The organism is Conexibacter sp. S30A1 (genome assembly GCF_023330665.1).
Classification (GTDB): Bacteria; Actinomycetota; Thermoleophilia; order Solirubrobacterales; family Solirubrobacteraceae; genus Palsa-465.
In genome coordinates this window covers 1,890,841-1,905,267 of record NZ_CP097127.1, presented here as the reverse complement: position 1 = coordinate 1,905,267, position 14,427 = coordinate 1,890,841, and the positions used below count along the sequence as shown (strand labels likewise).

General features: G+C 70.1%; 13 protein-coding genes. 8 read left to right on the top strand and 5 right to left on the bottom strand.

Features of this window, described 5'->3' with window-relative positions; translation table 11 throughout:
• Positions 1-26: 26 nt before the first annotated feature.
• Both M3M54_RS09400 and M3M54_RS09395 read left to right on the top strand, forming a co-directional pair.
• On the top strand, positions 27-1,355 hold the full coding sequence (locus tag M3M54_RS09400; protein WP_249018783.1) for an MFS transporter: 1,329 nt from the start codon (positions 27-29) through the stop codon (positions 1,353-1,355).
• A 114-nt stretch (positions 1,356-1,469) separates the two neighbouring features.
• Positions 1,470-2,741: an ATP-binding protein gene (locus tag M3M54_RS09395; RefSeq protein ID WP_371878660.1), complete on the top strand. Its 1,272-nt coding sequence runs from the start codon at positions 1,470-1,472 to the stop codon at positions 2,739-2,741.
• Positions 2,742-2,828: 87 nt separating this feature from the next.
• On the opposite strand, the gene M3M54_RS09390 is transcribed toward M3M54_RS09395, so the two are convergent.
• Positions 2,829-4,187, bottom strand: coding sequence for a M20/M25/M40 family metallo-hydrolase (locus tag M3M54_RS09390; RefSeq protein WP_249018781.1), 1,359 nt, complete (start codon positions 4,185-4,187; stop codon positions 2,829-2,831).
• On the opposite strand from M3M54_RS09390, the gene M3M54_RS09385 reads away from it, so the two are divergent.
• The 3 genes from M3M54_RS09385 (at position 4,186) to M3M54_RS09375 (ending at position 6,738) form a co-directional block, all read left to right on the top strand.
• Complete coding sequence (locus M3M54_RS09385; RefSeq protein ID WP_249018780.1) at positions 4,186-4,965, top strand: inositol monophosphatase family protein; 780 nt, start codon at positions 4,186-4,188, stop codon at positions 4,963-4,965. The genes M3M54_RS09390 and M3M54_RS09385 overlap by 2 nt on opposite strands.
• 83 nt (positions 4,966-5,048) lie before the next feature.
• The gene (locus tag M3M54_RS09380) at positions 5,049-5,369 is read left to right on the top strand and encodes a helix-turn-helix transcriptional regulator (protein WP_249018779.1); all 321 of its coding nucleotides are present in this window, start codon (positions 5,049-5,051) and stop codon (positions 5,367-5,369) included.
• 391 nt (positions 5,370-5,760) lie between these two features.
• On the top strand, positions 5,761-6,738 hold the full coding sequence (locus tag M3M54_RS09375; protein WP_249018778.1) for an RNA polymerase sigma factor RpoD/SigA: 978 nt from the start codon (positions 5,761-5,763) through the stop codon (positions 6,736-6,738).
• 118 nt (positions 6,739-6,856) lie between these two features.
• Here M3M54_RS09375 and M3M54_RS09370 read toward each other — a convergent pair whose 3' ends face one another.
• Positions 6,857-8,347, bottom strand: a complete 1,491-nt coding sequence (locus M3M54_RS09370) for an MFS transporter (RefSeq protein WP_249018777.1) — start codon at positions 8,345-8,347, stop codon at positions 6,857-6,859.
• 191 nt (positions 8,348-8,538) lie between these two features.
• Between M3M54_RS09370 and M3M54_RS09365 the strand changes: the two genes are divergently transcribed.
• Positions 8,539-8,994, top strand: a complete 456-nt coding sequence (locus M3M54_RS09365; protein ID WP_249018776.1) for a DUF1801 domain-containing protein — start codon at positions 8,539-8,541, stop codon at positions 8,992-8,994.
• A 267-nt stretch (positions 8,995-9,261) separates the two neighbouring features.
• Here the strand turns inward: M3M54_RS09365 and M3M54_RS09360 are convergent, their stop codons facing one another.
• The 3 genes from M3M54_RS09360 to M3M54_RS09350 form a co-directional block, all read right to left on the bottom strand.
• Positions 9,262-10,146 (bottom strand): ABC transporter permease, encoded by an 885-nt coding sequence (locus M3M54_RS09360; protein WP_249018775.1) that lies wholly within the window; start codon positions 10,144-10,146, stop codon positions 9,262-9,264.
• Positions 10,143-11,096 (bottom strand): ATP-binding cassette domain-containing protein, encoded by a 954-nt coding sequence (locus M3M54_RS09355; protein ID WP_249018774.1) that lies wholly within the window; start codon positions 11,094-11,096, stop codon positions 10,143-10,145. Before M3M54_RS09355 ends, M3M54_RS09360 begins: the two co-directional genes overlap by 4 nt.
• Before the next feature lie 82 nt (positions 11,097-11,178).
• Positions 11,179-12,267 carry a hypothetical protein gene (locus M3M54_RS09350; RefSeq protein ID WP_249018773.1) on the bottom strand — a complete coding sequence of 363 codons (1,089 nt, stop codon included), beginning with the start codon at positions 12,265-12,267 and terminating at the stop codon, positions 11,179-11,181.
• A 90-nt stretch (positions 12,268-12,357) separates the two neighbouring features.
• On the opposite strand from M3M54_RS09350, the gene M3M54_RS09345 reads away from it, so the two are divergent.
• Together M3M54_RS09345 and M3M54_RS09340 are read left to right on the top strand one after the other, a co-directional pair.
• Positions 12,358-13,674 carry a replication-associated recombination protein A gene (locus tag M3M54_RS09345; RefSeq protein WP_249018772.1) on the top strand — a complete coding sequence of 439 codons (1,317 nt, stop codon included), beginning with the start codon at positions 12,358-12,360 and terminating at the stop codon, positions 13,672-13,674.
• A gap of 11 nt (positions 13,675-13,685) precedes the next feature.
• Positions 13,686-14,423: a bifunctional precorrin-2 dehydrogenase/sirohydrochlorin ferrochelatase gene (locus M3M54_RS09340; protein ID WP_249018771.1), complete on the top strand. Its 738-nt coding sequence runs from the start codon at positions 13,686-13,688 to the stop codon at positions 14,421-14,423.
• Positions 14,424-14,427: the final 4 nt, after the last annotated feature.

Below are 14,427 nucleotides of genomic sequence, written 5' to 3'. Positions count from 1 at the left end.
GCGCGCAGCCTACAGTCAGGGCGGCCATGCGCGTCTTGCGACACCGCGACTTTCGCCTGCTCTTCATCGGCCAGTCCGCCAGCCAGATCGGCACCCAGGCCGTGATCGTCGCGATGGCGCTCTACATCACCCGGCGCACCGGCTCGGCCACGGACCTGTCGGTGATCCTCGGCGCGGGCTCGCTGCCGTTCGTGGCGCTGATCGTCTTTGGCGGTGTGTGGGCCGACCGCCTGCCGCGCCACCGGGTGGTGATCGCAAGCGACAGCACCCGCGCGCTGTTGCACACCGCGCTCGGCGTGCTGATCCTCACAGGCGCACCCGCGATCTGGCTGATCGCGCTGATCGAGGCCGCCTCCGGCGTGGCCGAGGCGTTCTTCCAGCCGGCCTACGTCGGGCTCGTGCCCCAGACGGTGCCCGAGTCGGAGATCCAGTCAGCGCAGGCGTTGCGCGGCACGCTCGAGAACGCCTCGATCGTCATCGGCCCGCTCCTGGCAACCGCGGTGGTGCTCTCGCTCGGCGCGGGCGAGGCGTTTGTCTTTGACGGCGCGAGCTTCGCGCTCGGGGCGGTGCTGCTGTTGCCGGTCAGGCCCAGGCGGCGCGGGCGGGCTGGGGGTTTTGCGCCGGCGGGCGCGGTGCAGTCGCGCGCGGCCTCAGGTGCCGGCGCCGCTGCCAGCTTCATCACCGACCTGAGGGCCGGCTACCGCGAGGTCCGCTCGCGCAGCTGGCTGTGGGTGACGATCATCGCCTACACCGCCGTGACCCTGTGCACGGTGGTGCCGCTGATGGGGCTCGGCCCGCTGGCGGTCAGGGACGCCTACGGCAGCGTCGGGCTGTTCGGCCTGCTGATCGCGATCTACGGCGCCGGCTCGCTGGTCGCGTCGCTGCTGGCCACCGTTCTGCACCCACGCCGCCCGCTGCGCCTGGCGCTCGCGCTCGGCGCGCTGTGGCCATTGATCGGGCTGCTGGTGGCGCTCGGCCTGCCGCGCGTGGTGCTGGTCGCCGGCGCTCTGATCTCCGGTGGCGCCGGCGCGCTCACCGGCGTCTGGTGGGAGACGACGCTCGCCCGCCACATCCCGCCGGGCGCGCTCTCGCGCGTGAGCGCCTGGGACCACATGGGCTCCTTGGCGTTGATGCCGCTTGGCTACGCCGCCGTCGGCCCGCTGGCCGCCGGCGTCGGTGTGCGCTGGGTGCTCGGCGTGGGTGCCGCGCTCGGCATGCTGAGCGCGCTTGGGGCGCTGATCCCGCGCTCGGCCCGGCGGCTGACGGCAGACGCCGGGTCCGGGCCGCCGGCCAGCGGGCCGGCGGCCCCGGGGGTGGGCGCTGCGCCCAACAGCTCGCGCGCCAGCGCCGCGTAGAAGCCATGGAAACGGTTGCATTCGCCGTCAGCTGTGCCATCAGCGGTGCTAGATGTAGCGTTTGGAGCCTGCTAACTGTAGTGTTGAGCGTCGGCTAACCGTATGATTGAAGGCATGGGCTACCGGCGCAGGGTGCTCGATGACGAGCTCGACATGCTTCTGGACGCGCTGCCCGCCGTCGCCATCGACGGCGCCAAGGCAGTGGGCAAGACGTCCACGTCGCAGGCGCGTGCGCGGAGCGTCGTCGCGCTCGACTCGGGTCCGGTCCGCGAGCCCGTTGCGGCAGATCCCGAGTCGATCTTGATCCGTCCGCGCCCGGTGTTGATCGACGAGTGGCAGAAGGTCCCGGAGGTATGGGATGTCGTACGCCGAGCCGTCGACCGAGACAGGGCTCCCGGTCAGTTCCTGCTCACCGGCAGCGCGACGGTGGCGCCCGGCGCAACCGCCCACTCCGGTGCGGGTCGTATCACTCGCCTGCGCATGCGGCCCCTGGCCTTCAGTGAACGCGGCGTCGCGACCCCGACGGTCAGTCTCGAGCGCCTGCTCAGCGGGACCGCCGGAGCCGTCGAGGGTGACACCGAGGTGCGCCTGGTCGATTACGTCGAGGAGATCATGGCGTCGGGCTTCCCGGGGTTGCGTGGCCTCCCCGACCGTCTGCTCCGAGGCGAGCTCGACAGCTACCTGTACAACGCCGTCGACCGCGACATCCCCGAGCAGGGCCTTGCCGTCCGCAAACCGGCGGCCTTGCTTGATTGGCTGCGCGCCTATGCCGCGGCGACCGCCAGCACCGCGAGCTACACCTCGATCCTCGACGCCGCCACCGCCGGTGTCGGCGAGAAGCCCGCTCGCTCCACCACCATCGCCTACAGAGACGCGCTGCGGCAGCTCTGGCTGCTCGACCCACTGCCGGCTTGGGCGCCGGTCGCAGGAGCGTTCGCCCGCCTTGGGCAGACTCCCATCCACCATCTGGCAGACCCGGCCCTGGCCGCCCGCCTGCTCGGCCTCACCCATCAGTCGCTGCTTGACGGGGCGGGCACGCCGCTGGGTCCGCAGCACGGCACGATGCTTGGGCGCCTGTTTCAGTCGCTGGTAACCCTCAGCGTCAGGGTGCTCGCTCAGCGATGCGAGGCAACCGTCTCACACCTGCGGACCCGTAACGGTGACCACGAGATCGACCTGATGCTCACCAACCCCGAGGGCAAGGTGCTCGCCGTCGAGGTGAAGCTGGGCGGGACCCTCTCGGGCCACGACCTGCGCCATCTGGCCTGGCTGGCCGGCAAGTACGGTGAGCGGGTTATCGACCGCATCGTCATCAACACCGGCCCCGTCGCCTACCGGCGACCGGACGGCGTCGCCGTCGTTCCACTCGCCCTGCTCGGTCCGTAGCCTGAGGGCAGAGGCTCGTCGCCGCTTGTAGATCCCGGCCTGGTCCGGGCCGCCGGCCAGCGGGCCGGCGGCCCCGGCGGTGGGCGCTCAGCCCAACAGCTCGCGCGCCAGCGCCGCGTAGAAGCTCGCCGCGTAACCGAGGTCGCGCACGTCGATGCGCTCGTCGGCGTTGTGGACCAGCGGCGCTGACTCAAACAGCGTCTGGTGGCGGTGCGGGAAGAAGCCGTAGGCGATCAGGTCCGGGAAGGCGGCTCGGAAGTAGCTCGAGTCCGAGTAGCCCGGCAAGAGCACCGGCACCGCCCGCGCGTCCGGGTCGGCCGCGGCCAGCCAGCGCTCGATCGCGTCCATCAGCTCGCTGCGATGCGGGGAGGCGTAGCCGGGCACCTGCTCGGTGAACTCGATCTCCAGGCCCGCCGCTGCCGCGCCGAGGCGCTCGCGCAGGCGTGCGAGCGCGACCTCGGCGCCCAGGCCGGGTGGCACGCGCGTGTCGACCTTCAGCCAGGCGCGAGCGGGGATCACGTTGATCTTCTCAGACGCCCCCGCCATCGTCGGGGTGAGCGTCACCGCGAGCATCGGCTCGACGATCACGGGCAGGGCGCTGTGGCGCGCACGCAGGCTGGCGATCGCGGCGGGGAGGTCGCTCGGGTCCTCGCCGAGCGCCTCGATCAGCGCCAGCGCCGCCGGTGTCGGGTCATAGCCGCTTGAGCCTGGTGCCAGCGCCTCTATCACCGGGGCCAGCTTCAGCAGCGCGTTGTCACCCAGCCGCGGCATCGACGCGTGGCCGGCGGTGCCGTGCGCGGTCAGGCGGAAGCGGTAGATCCCCTTCTCGCCGCAGCAGACGCCGTAGTAGCGCTGGCCATCGAGCTCGAAGGGGCTGGCCGCGCCCTCGTTGACGAGGTAGTCGCAGCGGACCCGATCCGGGTGCTGCTCGGTCAGCCAGCGGGCGCCCACCGCACCGCCGGTTTCCTCGTCTGAGACGAACACGAGCTTCAGCGCGCCGCGCACAGGGCGCCAGCCGGCGCGGGCGAGCGTGACGGCGGCGACCGCCTCGGCGGCCACCTGGCTTTTCATGTCAAGCGCGCCCCGGCCCCACAAAAAGCCGTCGGCCAGATCGCCGCTCCACGGGTCGTGCTGCCAGTCCGCCGCCGCGGCTAGCACCGTGTCGACGTGGCCCAAAAACACCAGCGTGGGGCCGTCGGCCGAGTGCCCCGCAAGCGTCGCGACCAGGTTCGGCCGCTCGGGGGTGGCGGCCAAGAGCTCGGTCTCAAAGCCGGCGTCGGCGACGTAGGCTTGCAGGTGCTCAATCGCCTCACGCTCGTTGCCGGGCGGGTTGACCGTGTTGAAGCGGACCAGTCGCTGCAGCAGCTCGGTCGTCTCCGGCTGCAGGTCGGCGGCACTGACGCTGTAGGCGGCCATGACGCCGAGCGTACTAGGATCGGCCGCCATGAACACCCCCTATGAAGATGATCTGAAGCTCGCCTTCGAGCTGGCTGACGCCGCCGATGCGGTGACGATGGCGCGCTACCGGGCCGCCGATCTGGCGGTTGAGACCAAGCCGGACATGACGCCGGTGTCGGAGTCCGACAAGGCCTGCGAGCGGGTGCTGCGCGAACGGCTGGCCGTGGCGCGGCCGGCCGACCGGATCATCGGCGAGGAGTTCGGCGGGGTGGAGGCGGCGGGCGAGCCGGGGCGCGCGTGGGTGATCGACCCGATCGACGGGACCAAGAGCTACGTGCGCGGGATGGACACCTGGACGACGCTGATCGCGCTGCTCGAGGACGGCGAGGTGAAGGTGGGCATGGTCTCGATGCCGGCGATGCGCAAGCGCTGGTGGGCGGTGCGGGGCGGCGGCGCTTACGCCGACGGGCGGCGCCTTGCGGTCTCCGCGGTCGGCGACCTGGCACACGCCCAGTTCGTCTGGAGCGGCATCGAGGAGTGGGACGCGATCGGCGCCTTCCAGCGCGTGCTCGACCTGGGGCGGCGCTGCTGGCGCACGCGCGGCGTCGGTGACAGCTGGCAGTACATGCTGGTCGCCGAGGGCGCGGCGGAGATCGCCACCGACCCGGAGGCGACGCTCTGGGACCTCGCGGCTGTGTCGATCGTCGTCGAGGAGGCTGGCGGGCGCTTCAGCGGGCTGAATGGGGTCAGTGGTCCGGGTGCCGGCAGTGGTCTTGCCACCAACGGCCTGCTGCACGAGCAGGCGCTTGAGGCGCTCGGCGGGTAGGCAGGGCGCGTCGGAGAACTCCCCGCGGCGTCGCTATCCTGATCACGCGTGCCGGCACGCAGGCCCAGCTTCGTGAGCGTCAGATGCGAGTGATCGCACACCCCGACCCCGAACAGCTCGATCTAACCGACGTGCTGCATGCGCTCAGTGACCCCGTGCGGCTTGAGATCGTTCGCGTGTTGGCTCTCCACAACGAGCTCTCCTGCGGGAGTCTTGGGGTGCCGGTGTCCAAGTCCACGCTCACCCATCACCTGCGCGTCCTGCGCGACGCCGGACTGACCTACACGCGCTCCGAGGGTGTTCAGCGGCTGGTGTCGCTGCGCGGCGACGAGCTGGAGGGACGCTTCCCGGGCCTGCTCGACTGCGTCCTGCAGCATGTCGACGGCCACGAGGCCTGCGCGTAGCCACGGCGGCCGGCCCGCGTGCAGCCATGACTGCGCGTAACGGGCCGCGCACGTTCGTGTAGATGATGCAGGAAGCCGGCCGTGCGCGGGTCGGAGCTTTCAGTTTTGCCGTCGGCGGCCGATTTCCCGATCTGGCTCGCCAACACGAACTTCGTCACTTCTTAGCAAGGACTTACGCATCGCTGTGGTGCGTTGAGTGTTGTTGGGTGGCAAAGCGGTAAGCAGTAGGTCAGGGCGACCAGCAGCGCCCTCCAGCACAGACGCCCGAAAGCTTCCGGCGGGCGAATTTGGTTCGGACCGGACGGCTCACGCAGGAACCGCAAGAACTTGACAGAACTTTACGTAGACGTATAATTCGATCATCTTCAAAATAACGAACGAGAACAAGCCAATGACACCAAAGACCCGCACCAGAGGCGAGCACAACGAGAAAGAGACTGCTCGCGCCACGCGTCGCAACACCACTGCCAGCGCGCAGCACGACCGCCGGGGGACGCCGCTCAGCACGCGCACGTCTCGCCGTCGCGCGGCCGCGCCGGTGCTCGACGGCTCCATGGAGTCGCTCGAGATCTTCTTCCGCGAGGCCCGCACCCATGAGCTGCTGACCGCCGCCGAGGAGATCGAGCTCGCCAAGCGCATCGAGCGCGGCGATCTCGACGCCAAGACGCGCATGATCAACGCCAACCTGCGTCTGGTTGTGGCGCAGGCTCGCCGTTACCAGGGCCACGGGCTACCACTCGAGGACCTCGTTCAGGAGGGGATGCTCGGCCTGATCCGCGCCGTCGAGAAGTTCGACTGGCGCAAGGGCTTCAAGTTCTCCACCTACGGCACGCTGTGGATTCGCCAGGCGATTCAGCGCGGGCTCCAGAACTCGGGTCGCACGATCCGCGTTCCGGTGCACGTCGCCCAGCGCCAGGTCAAGGTCCGCAAGGTTGAGTCCGAGCTGGCGCTGAAGCTCGGCCGTGAGCCCACCGACGAGGAGGTTGCGGCCGTGGCCGACCTGCCGATCGAGCAGGTGACCGAGGTGCGCGAGCTCTCTGCTGCGATCACGAGCCTCGACCAGCCGGTTGGCGACGACGGTGAGACGGCGCTCGGTGACCTGCTGCGCAGTGACGAGCGTGGCCCCGAGGAGCACGCCGCCGACAACTGGCGCGACGCGCAGGTGGCCGAGGTTCTCGCTCGCCTGCCCGAGCTCGAGCGCAACGTGCTCGAGCTGCGCTTCGGCCTCGGCGGCGATGAGCCGCGCACGATCCGTCAGACCGGTGCCGAGCTCGGCATCACCACCTCGCAGGCCGGTGAGCTTGAGCGCCGTGCGCTCAGCACCCTGGCTCGCCACCCCGAGCTGGCGGCCCTGCGCCAGGCAGCCTGAGGCTGTCACCCCGGTCCCGTCCGGACCAGAGCACAACCTGAGCCAAACGTCCCGCCCGGCGCCAGCGCCGGGCGGGACGTTTGCTTTCGGGGCTGAACGGCTGCGGGGTTCGCGGTTGTCAGGCCCGCGAGGCGACGCTCACCGGTTGGCCGGCTGCCGCCGCCGCGACGAGCGGCGGTCCCGCGGCGGCCGTGTCCTGTGATGAGTCCTCGAGCGTCTTGCCCATTGGCTCGGGCAGCGTGATCAGTGTCAGGGCGACCCCGATCACGGAGACCACGGCCATGATCTCCATGACCCCGGAGATCCCGACCGACTTCAGCAGGTGCGGGACCAGCAGTGCGCCGAGGAACGCACCGAACTTGCCCGACCCGGCTGAGATTCCGTCGCCGATGCCGCGTACGGCTGTCGGGTACACCTCGGAGGGGTAGACGAAGGTCGTCATGTTCGGCCCGAACTCGATGAAGAAGTAGCTGATCGCAAACAGGACCAGGAACGGGGCGGTGTCCTGCGCGACGCCGGGGATCAGCCCGATCGCGCCAAAGGCGATCGCCATCACCAGAAAGCCCTGCCACTGGATCCGCTTGCGCCCGATCTTGTCGAGCAGCATGACCGCCACCCAGTAGCCGGGGAAGGCGGCGATCGCGAAGATCGCCAGCGAGGTGAGCGTGTGCGCGAGCAGCGTGCCCTTGGGCTCGAGCTGCTTGAGGATCAGCGGGCTCGACACGGAGTTGCCGTAGAAGGCCACATCGAGCAAAAACCAGCAACCCGCGGTACCGATCAGGCGCAGCAGGTACGGCCGGCGCGTCAGTTGGCGCAGCGCTGACGGCCGCACACGTGCCATGCGCTCGCTCAAGGTTGGCCCGCCAGCCGTTGGCCGTGCCGAGCCGTTGGCGCCAGCGGCAGAGTCCGCCGCGGTGCCGTCGAGCGTCCAGCTGACCGCAGCAGCGGCGCCTGCCAGGTCACCCTCCACGGCGAGCCGGTAGCGCGGGGTCTCCTTGATCCTGCGGCGCAGGTAGACGACCGAGATGGCTGGGATCGCGCCGAGCGCCAGCATCACCCGCCAGGCGACATGGTCGGAGACGCCAGCGCCGAGGAAGATGGAGGCGATCGCCGGTCCGGCGACCAGGCCAAGTCCCTGCATCGCAAAGACGCTGCCGACCAGGCGGCCGCGCGACCTGCGGTTGGCGTACTCCGCAGTGATCACGGCCGAGGTTGCGTAATCACCGCCAACGCCGATGCCGACGATGATCCGGAAGATCAGAAGCGAGGTGAAGCTCCAGGAGAGGCCCGAGAGCACCGCGCCGAGGGAGAGCAGTGCGACCTCAAGACCGTATACGCGCTTGCGGCCCAGTCGGTCCATCAGCCGGCCAAAGGCCAGGGCGCCAAACACCGAGGCGAGCAGCGAGATCGAGTTGAGCAGCGAGATCTGGCCGGTGCTCAGGTGGAAGATCGGCGTCAGCAGCACCGTGACCGTGCCGATGATGAAGAGGTCATAGGCGTCGGTGAAGAAGCCCATCCCCGCGGTGATCACCGTCAGCCAGTGCTTCTGCGTGATCTCGGCCTCGTCGAGGGGCCTGAAGACATCCACGGCAGCTGCGTGCTGCGCCATCTCTGCTCCTTTCCGCCGCGCTTGCTGGCGGGCGCTAGTCCTCATCCGCGTCTGGCGAGGGGAACACTAGGGGCGGGAGATCGGTAGGTTGTGTACTAATTGTGAAACTGCCGGCGAGTCTTGACGGCGCCCGGCGAAGGCGGGAGCTACCGTGTTCTCACCCCCTTCCTTCGCTCGAACGAGGAGCACAAATGTCAACCGCAGATGACACCAGGACCACGAAGGCTTCAGCGAAGCGGGGCGCGGGCTTCAGCGCCGAGGAGCGCGCCGCGATGCGCGAGCGCCTCAAGGAGGAGCGCGCCGGCCAGAAGGGCGTCGAGGCCGAGCGCGAGGTGCTCGCAAAGATCGCCGAGATGGAGGCGGCCGACCGTGTTCTCGCGCAGCGGCTGCACGAGATCATCCGCGCTGCGGCGCCGGCGCTTGCCCCCCGCACCTGGTACGGGATGCCCGCCTACGCCAAGGACGGCAAGATCCTCTGCTACTTCCGCGATGCCAAGAAGTTCAAGACCCGCTACGCCCTCTTTGGCTTCAGCGATCAGGCCAAGCTCGACGACGGCGAGATGTGGCCGACCGACTTCGCGCTGACGCAGATCACGCCCGAGGTCGAGCGGCGGATCGTGGAGCTGCTCGGGCGCGCGCTCGGCTAGCCGCGGCGCCCGTGGACGCGCCGTGCTCGCCGGCGCCGTGCCCGCTGGCGCCGTGCCCGCTGGCGCCGTGCTCGCTGGCGCCGTGCCCGCCGGTGCCGTGCCCGCTGGCGCCGCTCGGCAACAGCTCCTAGCCCCCAAAGCTCGTCCCCAACAGGACTTTTGTGCATTCCGCGCGCTCCCATCGCCCGAAATGCACAAAACTCGGCCCGCGGCCCCAGTTTGGGGGCAAGAGGCGGTCCGCGGCGCGCGGTCCGCGGCGGCCGCCCGCTAGGCCAGCACGCGGCGCTTGAAGTTGCGCAGCCCGAGCGTCCAGAAGAGCACGCCGAAGCCGATCAGCACCGGGTAGACCGCGTAGAGGGGCATGTGCGACGCCTGCGTGAGGCCTGCGCGCAGCCCCTCGTTGATGTAGATCAGCGGGTTGATCAATACCAGCACCTTGAGCCACTCAAAGCCGCCGATCCGGACCGGCGAGAGGCGCGTCCACTGGTAGTAGGTGCCGCCGAGGAAGGTGATCGGCAGGATCACGAAGCCGAACATCAGGCCGATGTTGCGCGGCTCAAAGGTGGTGCCGAGCAGCAACCCCAGCGAGGTCATCGAGACGCAGGCGATCGGAATCAGGGTCAGCACCACCAGCCAGTTGACGTGCAGATGGGCGCTCACGCCGCTGGCGTGCACAACGGCCGCGATCGGAAAGACGATCACCGCGGCCAGCACACCCTGGACGGCGCCGGAGAGCACCTTGGCGGCCGCGACCAGCCAGACCGGGCAGGGTGCCTGGACGCGGTCCTCGATCTCCCGCGTGTAGCCGAACTCCGTCGCCAGCTGCAGCGCGACGGCCTGGATCCCCTGGAACATGATCGAGATCCCGACCACCCCGGGCACGAGCACGGTCGCAAAGCCCGACTCGGACGCCCGGCCGTGGCCGCCGCCGACGCCCTGGCCGATGTGCGGAAAGACGTAGAGGAACACGAACACGAGCAGGAAGGGCTGGATCACGGTGCGCAGCGCAAACTCGCCAAGGCTCTTGCGCAACACGGTGAGGTCGCGCAGGATCAGCGCGCCCAGGGCGGTGCGGCTGGCGTCAAAGACCGAGCGCGTGGGGCGCTGAGCGATCGTCTCGGCGGCGGGCGGTGGCTCGACGGCGGTGCTCATTCGCGCAGCTCCTTTCCAGTCAGGGTGATGAAGACGTCCTCAAGTGTTGGCTCAGATACGGTCAGGTCCGCGAGCGCGAAGCCGCCCGCCTCGGTGGCGGCCACGACCTGCGGGATCAACCGCTCCACGCCCTTGACGTAGAGCTCGGCGCCGCCGTCGGTCACGCGCGTGCGCGTGACGCCGGGCACGCCCGCCTCGAGCGCCGCCGCGAGCGCTGAGCCATCGCCTGAGGCCTTGACGGTGATGACCGTATCGGCCTCCACCGACTGCTTGAGCGCGTCGGGTGTGTCGAGCGCCAGCACCCTGCCGTGGTCGATGATCGCCACGCGCGTGCAGAGGCGCTCGGCCTCTTCCATGTAGTGGGTGGTGAGCACGATCGTCTGGCCGGCGCGGTGCAGATCGCCGAGGATCTCCCAGAGCGCAAGGCGCGACTGCGGGTCAAGACCGGCGGTCGGCTCGTCCATGAACAGCACCGCCGGGCGGTGGAAGATCGCGCGCGCGGCCATCAGCCGCTGCGCCATCCCGCCCGAGAGCGCGTAAACCGACGCCGCGGCCCACTTGCTCAGCTGAAACTGCTCGAGCAGCTGGTCTGATAACCGCCGCGACTCCGCCGCGCCGATCCCGAACAGGCGGCCGTGGAAGTAGAGGTTCTCCCATACGGTCAGCTGCCGGTCAAGCGTGTTCTGCTGGGAGACCACGCCGATCATCTGCTTGGCCAGGGCGGGGTGCGCGACCACGTCCACATCGCCGATGAACGCCCGGCCCGAGGTTGGGATGACCCGCGTGGTGAGCATCCCGGCGGTCGTTGTCTTGCCCGCACCGTTGGGGCCGAGCAGGCCGAAGATCTCGCCGTGCTCGACGCTCAGGTTGAGGTCATCCACCGCTCTGAAGTCCGTGCCCGCATAGATCTTGGTCAGCTGCTCGGTGCGGATGATCGGCCGGTCGGGCATCTATGCGTATTGTGCTCGACAAGCTTGCTGGTCACCGCCGGACACCGCCAGACGGGCGCTCAGCGCTTCGCTGGCGCAGCGATCAGCGGCGCACCGACATCGTGATGAAGTCGCGCGCCCAGGAGGGCGTGAAGAACGTCGCCGGGCCCTGGATGCTGCCCGCAAGCAGCTTGGAGCCGTTGGCCGGGGTTGCCTCGCCGAAGGGTGTCTTCGGGCGGTAGGTGACAAGCACCGGCCAGTAGGGGTTGATGTCAAGCTGCATGCCGCGGACCACCCCGGCCCGCACGAGCAGCTGGGCCACCTGCAACGGGTCAAGGCCGGGGCCCTGCACGTAGACCAGCGCGCCGTCCGCGGTCACGCCCGCGCCGGAGCGCCACTGGTGCTCGATCCCAGGGGTCGTCGAAGCGCAGTTGGTCGCCCCGCAGGTGGCGCCCCACAAAAGCCAGTCGGAGGTGTAGGCAAGCGGTGTCGGGCGGCCGCCCGCAACCAACGGCACCAGGTTCTGGCGCACCGCGACCACGTTCTTGGTCATCGACACGTCGCTGCCCCAGGCGCCGATGTTCACCGAGCCGCCGCGGTAGATCACCAGCGAGGCGGCGCCTTTGCGCACCGGGTCGATCAGCTTGCCCTCCGTGTAATAGCCGCCCTGTGCGGCGCTCATGTAGAAGCCGCCGTTGAACGCCGCGACCAGCGTTCTGGCCGCAGCCGGCAGGATGGGGGCTGTGTACTTGTAGGGGCCACCGCCGGGGCTGCCCGAACCGGAGTACAGGCGCGCGGAGAGCAGGCGTGTGTCCATCCAGGCGATGCCCGCGGGCGCTGATCCACCGGGCGGCACGAGCGTGGTCTCATAAACCGCCGGGATCCCGCGCACGCGTCGCCCGGCCGCGTGCCAGACGCCCTCCCTGGGGATGAGCGGCCGCTGGAAGGGGCGCAGCGGCGCCGGTTTGGCCAGCGGTCGGGGGCGGCTTGGCCGGTGTGCGACGCGGCGAGCCGCGCTCACCGCGACAGCCGTGGAGCGTGCCCTGGTGCCGGCGCGCCGTGGTGTCGCAGCCGGTGCCGTGTGCGCTCCAGGCGCCGTGCGCGCGCCCTGTGCGGCCACCACGACCACGCCCACGGCCACGCAGACCAGTGCCGTGACGAGCAGCCATGAGGATCGACGATGGGCTCCCAACGCGTGCAGTATCGCCGCCCGATCGCAAATTTTTCTAAGAGCGCCCGCTGCCCGAAGCACCCGCCGATCCGGCACCGCGATACTACGACGATGGAGAGCCTCTTTGACGACGCGGGATCCGCGCAGCCGCAGGACGGGCAGGCCGACGCCGCACCGCCAAAGCCGGCCGCGGGCGCGCCGCTTGCCGCCCGCATGCGGCCCGCCACGCTTGCGGAGTTCGTTGGCCAGCGCCGGCTGCTGGGTGAGCGCTCGGCGCTGCGGCTGGCGATCGAGTCGGGGAGGCCGCATTCGATGATCCTGCACGGGCCTCCGGGCTCGGGCAAGACGACGCTCGCGCGCATCATCGCCCATGCGTCCGGCGCCGCCTTCGAGGAGGAGAGCGCCGTGCAGGCGGGGCGCGCGGAGGTGCGCGCCGTGATCGAGCGCGCCCGCCAGCGCCGCGCGCTCGGGCGTGCGACCGTGTTCTTCCTCGACGAGATCCACCGCTTCAACAAGGCCCAGCAGGACGCGCTTTTGCCGGCCGTCGAGGAGGGCCTCGTGACACTGATCGGCGCGACCACCGAGAACCCCTACTTTGAGGTCAACTCGGCGCTGCTCTCGCGGGCGCGGGTCTACGAGCTGGAGGCGCTCACGGCAGCCGATGTGCTCACGCTGCTGCGCCGCGCGACCGAGCGCGGGGAGGTCGGCGACCCCGCCCGGATCGACGATGACGCGCTCGCCTACGCGGCGCAGTGGACCGGCGGTGATGCGCGCGCGGCGCTCGGCGGCCTGGAGCTCGCGGCCCGTGCCACCGGCGCGGATGAGCGCCTGACCGTGGAGCGGATCGCAGACGCGCTGCAGGGCCGCCTGATCGGATATGACCGCGCCGGTGACAACCACTACGACACGATCTCCGCCTGGATCAAGGCGACGCGCGGCTCTGACCCGGACGCCTCGCTGTACTACCTGGCGGTGATGCTCGAGGCCGGCGAGGACCCGCGCTTCATCGTCCGGCGGATGGTCATCCTCGCCTCCGAGGACATCGGCAACGCCGACCCGCAGGCGCTCACCGTGGCGACCGCCACCGCCGCGGCCGTCGAGCACGTCGGCCTGCCGGAGGCGGAGTTCGCTCTGGCGCAGTGTGCGATCTACCTGTCGCTTGCGCCCAAGTCAGACGCCGCCAAGCGCGCGGTGCGCGCCGCGCGCGCCCACGTGCGCGAAAACGGCGCCCAGCCGCCGCCCGGCTACCTGCGCTCATCGACCCGCGCCGAGGGCAACTACGACTACCCGCACGAGCACCCCGGCCACCTCTCACCCCAGGAGCTCCTCCCACCCGCCGTGGCCGGCGCGTCCTTCTACCAGCCAGACGATGCCGAGGCGGTCCGGCGGGACCGCCTCGAAGCGATCAGGCGTGGACGGGGGCGCTAACGTTGGCAGTCATGCCCGCCCAGGCCTACAGAGGCAAAGAGTGCGTCTGCCAGCTGCGCCGGGGGATCTGCGACCAGTCGTGCGTGCGCGACATGCTCGAGACCCCCTTCTACATCGCCTGCCTGCGCCTCAAGGGGCGCCGGGCGCTGGTGGTCGGTGGCGGCGAGGTCGGGCTCGAGAAGGTGGAGGGGCTCCTGGCCTGTGACGCCGATGTCACGCTGGTCGCGCCCCGTGCCAACGACGCGCTCGAGCAGCTCGCCGCCGAGGGCTCGATCACCTGGCACGAGCGCGCCTATGAGCCCTCCGACCTTGACGGCTGTCTCATCGCGATCGCCGCCACCGACGACACCGACGTCAACATCGACGTCTTCAACGACGCGGAGGCGCGCGCGATGCTCGTCAACGTCGTCGACGTGCCACCGCTTTGCAACTTCATCCTGCCCGCGATCGTGCGGACCGGGCCGCTGGCGGTCGCGATCTCCACCGCGGGCGCATCGCCCGCGCTGGCCAAGCGCATGAAGCGCGAGATCGCAGAGCTCTTCGGCGAGCCGTACGCCACGCTCGCGATCCTGCTCAACGACGCGCGTGGCTGGGCGAAGGCGACGCTGCCCACCTACCAGGACCGCAAGCTGTTCTTCGAGGAGATCGTCAACGGCGAGCCGGACCCGATCGCGCTTTTGCGGGCCGGTGAGGTCCAGGCCGTGCAGGATCTGATCGCCGCGGCCCAGGCCTCCGCCCAACCCGCTTGAGCGA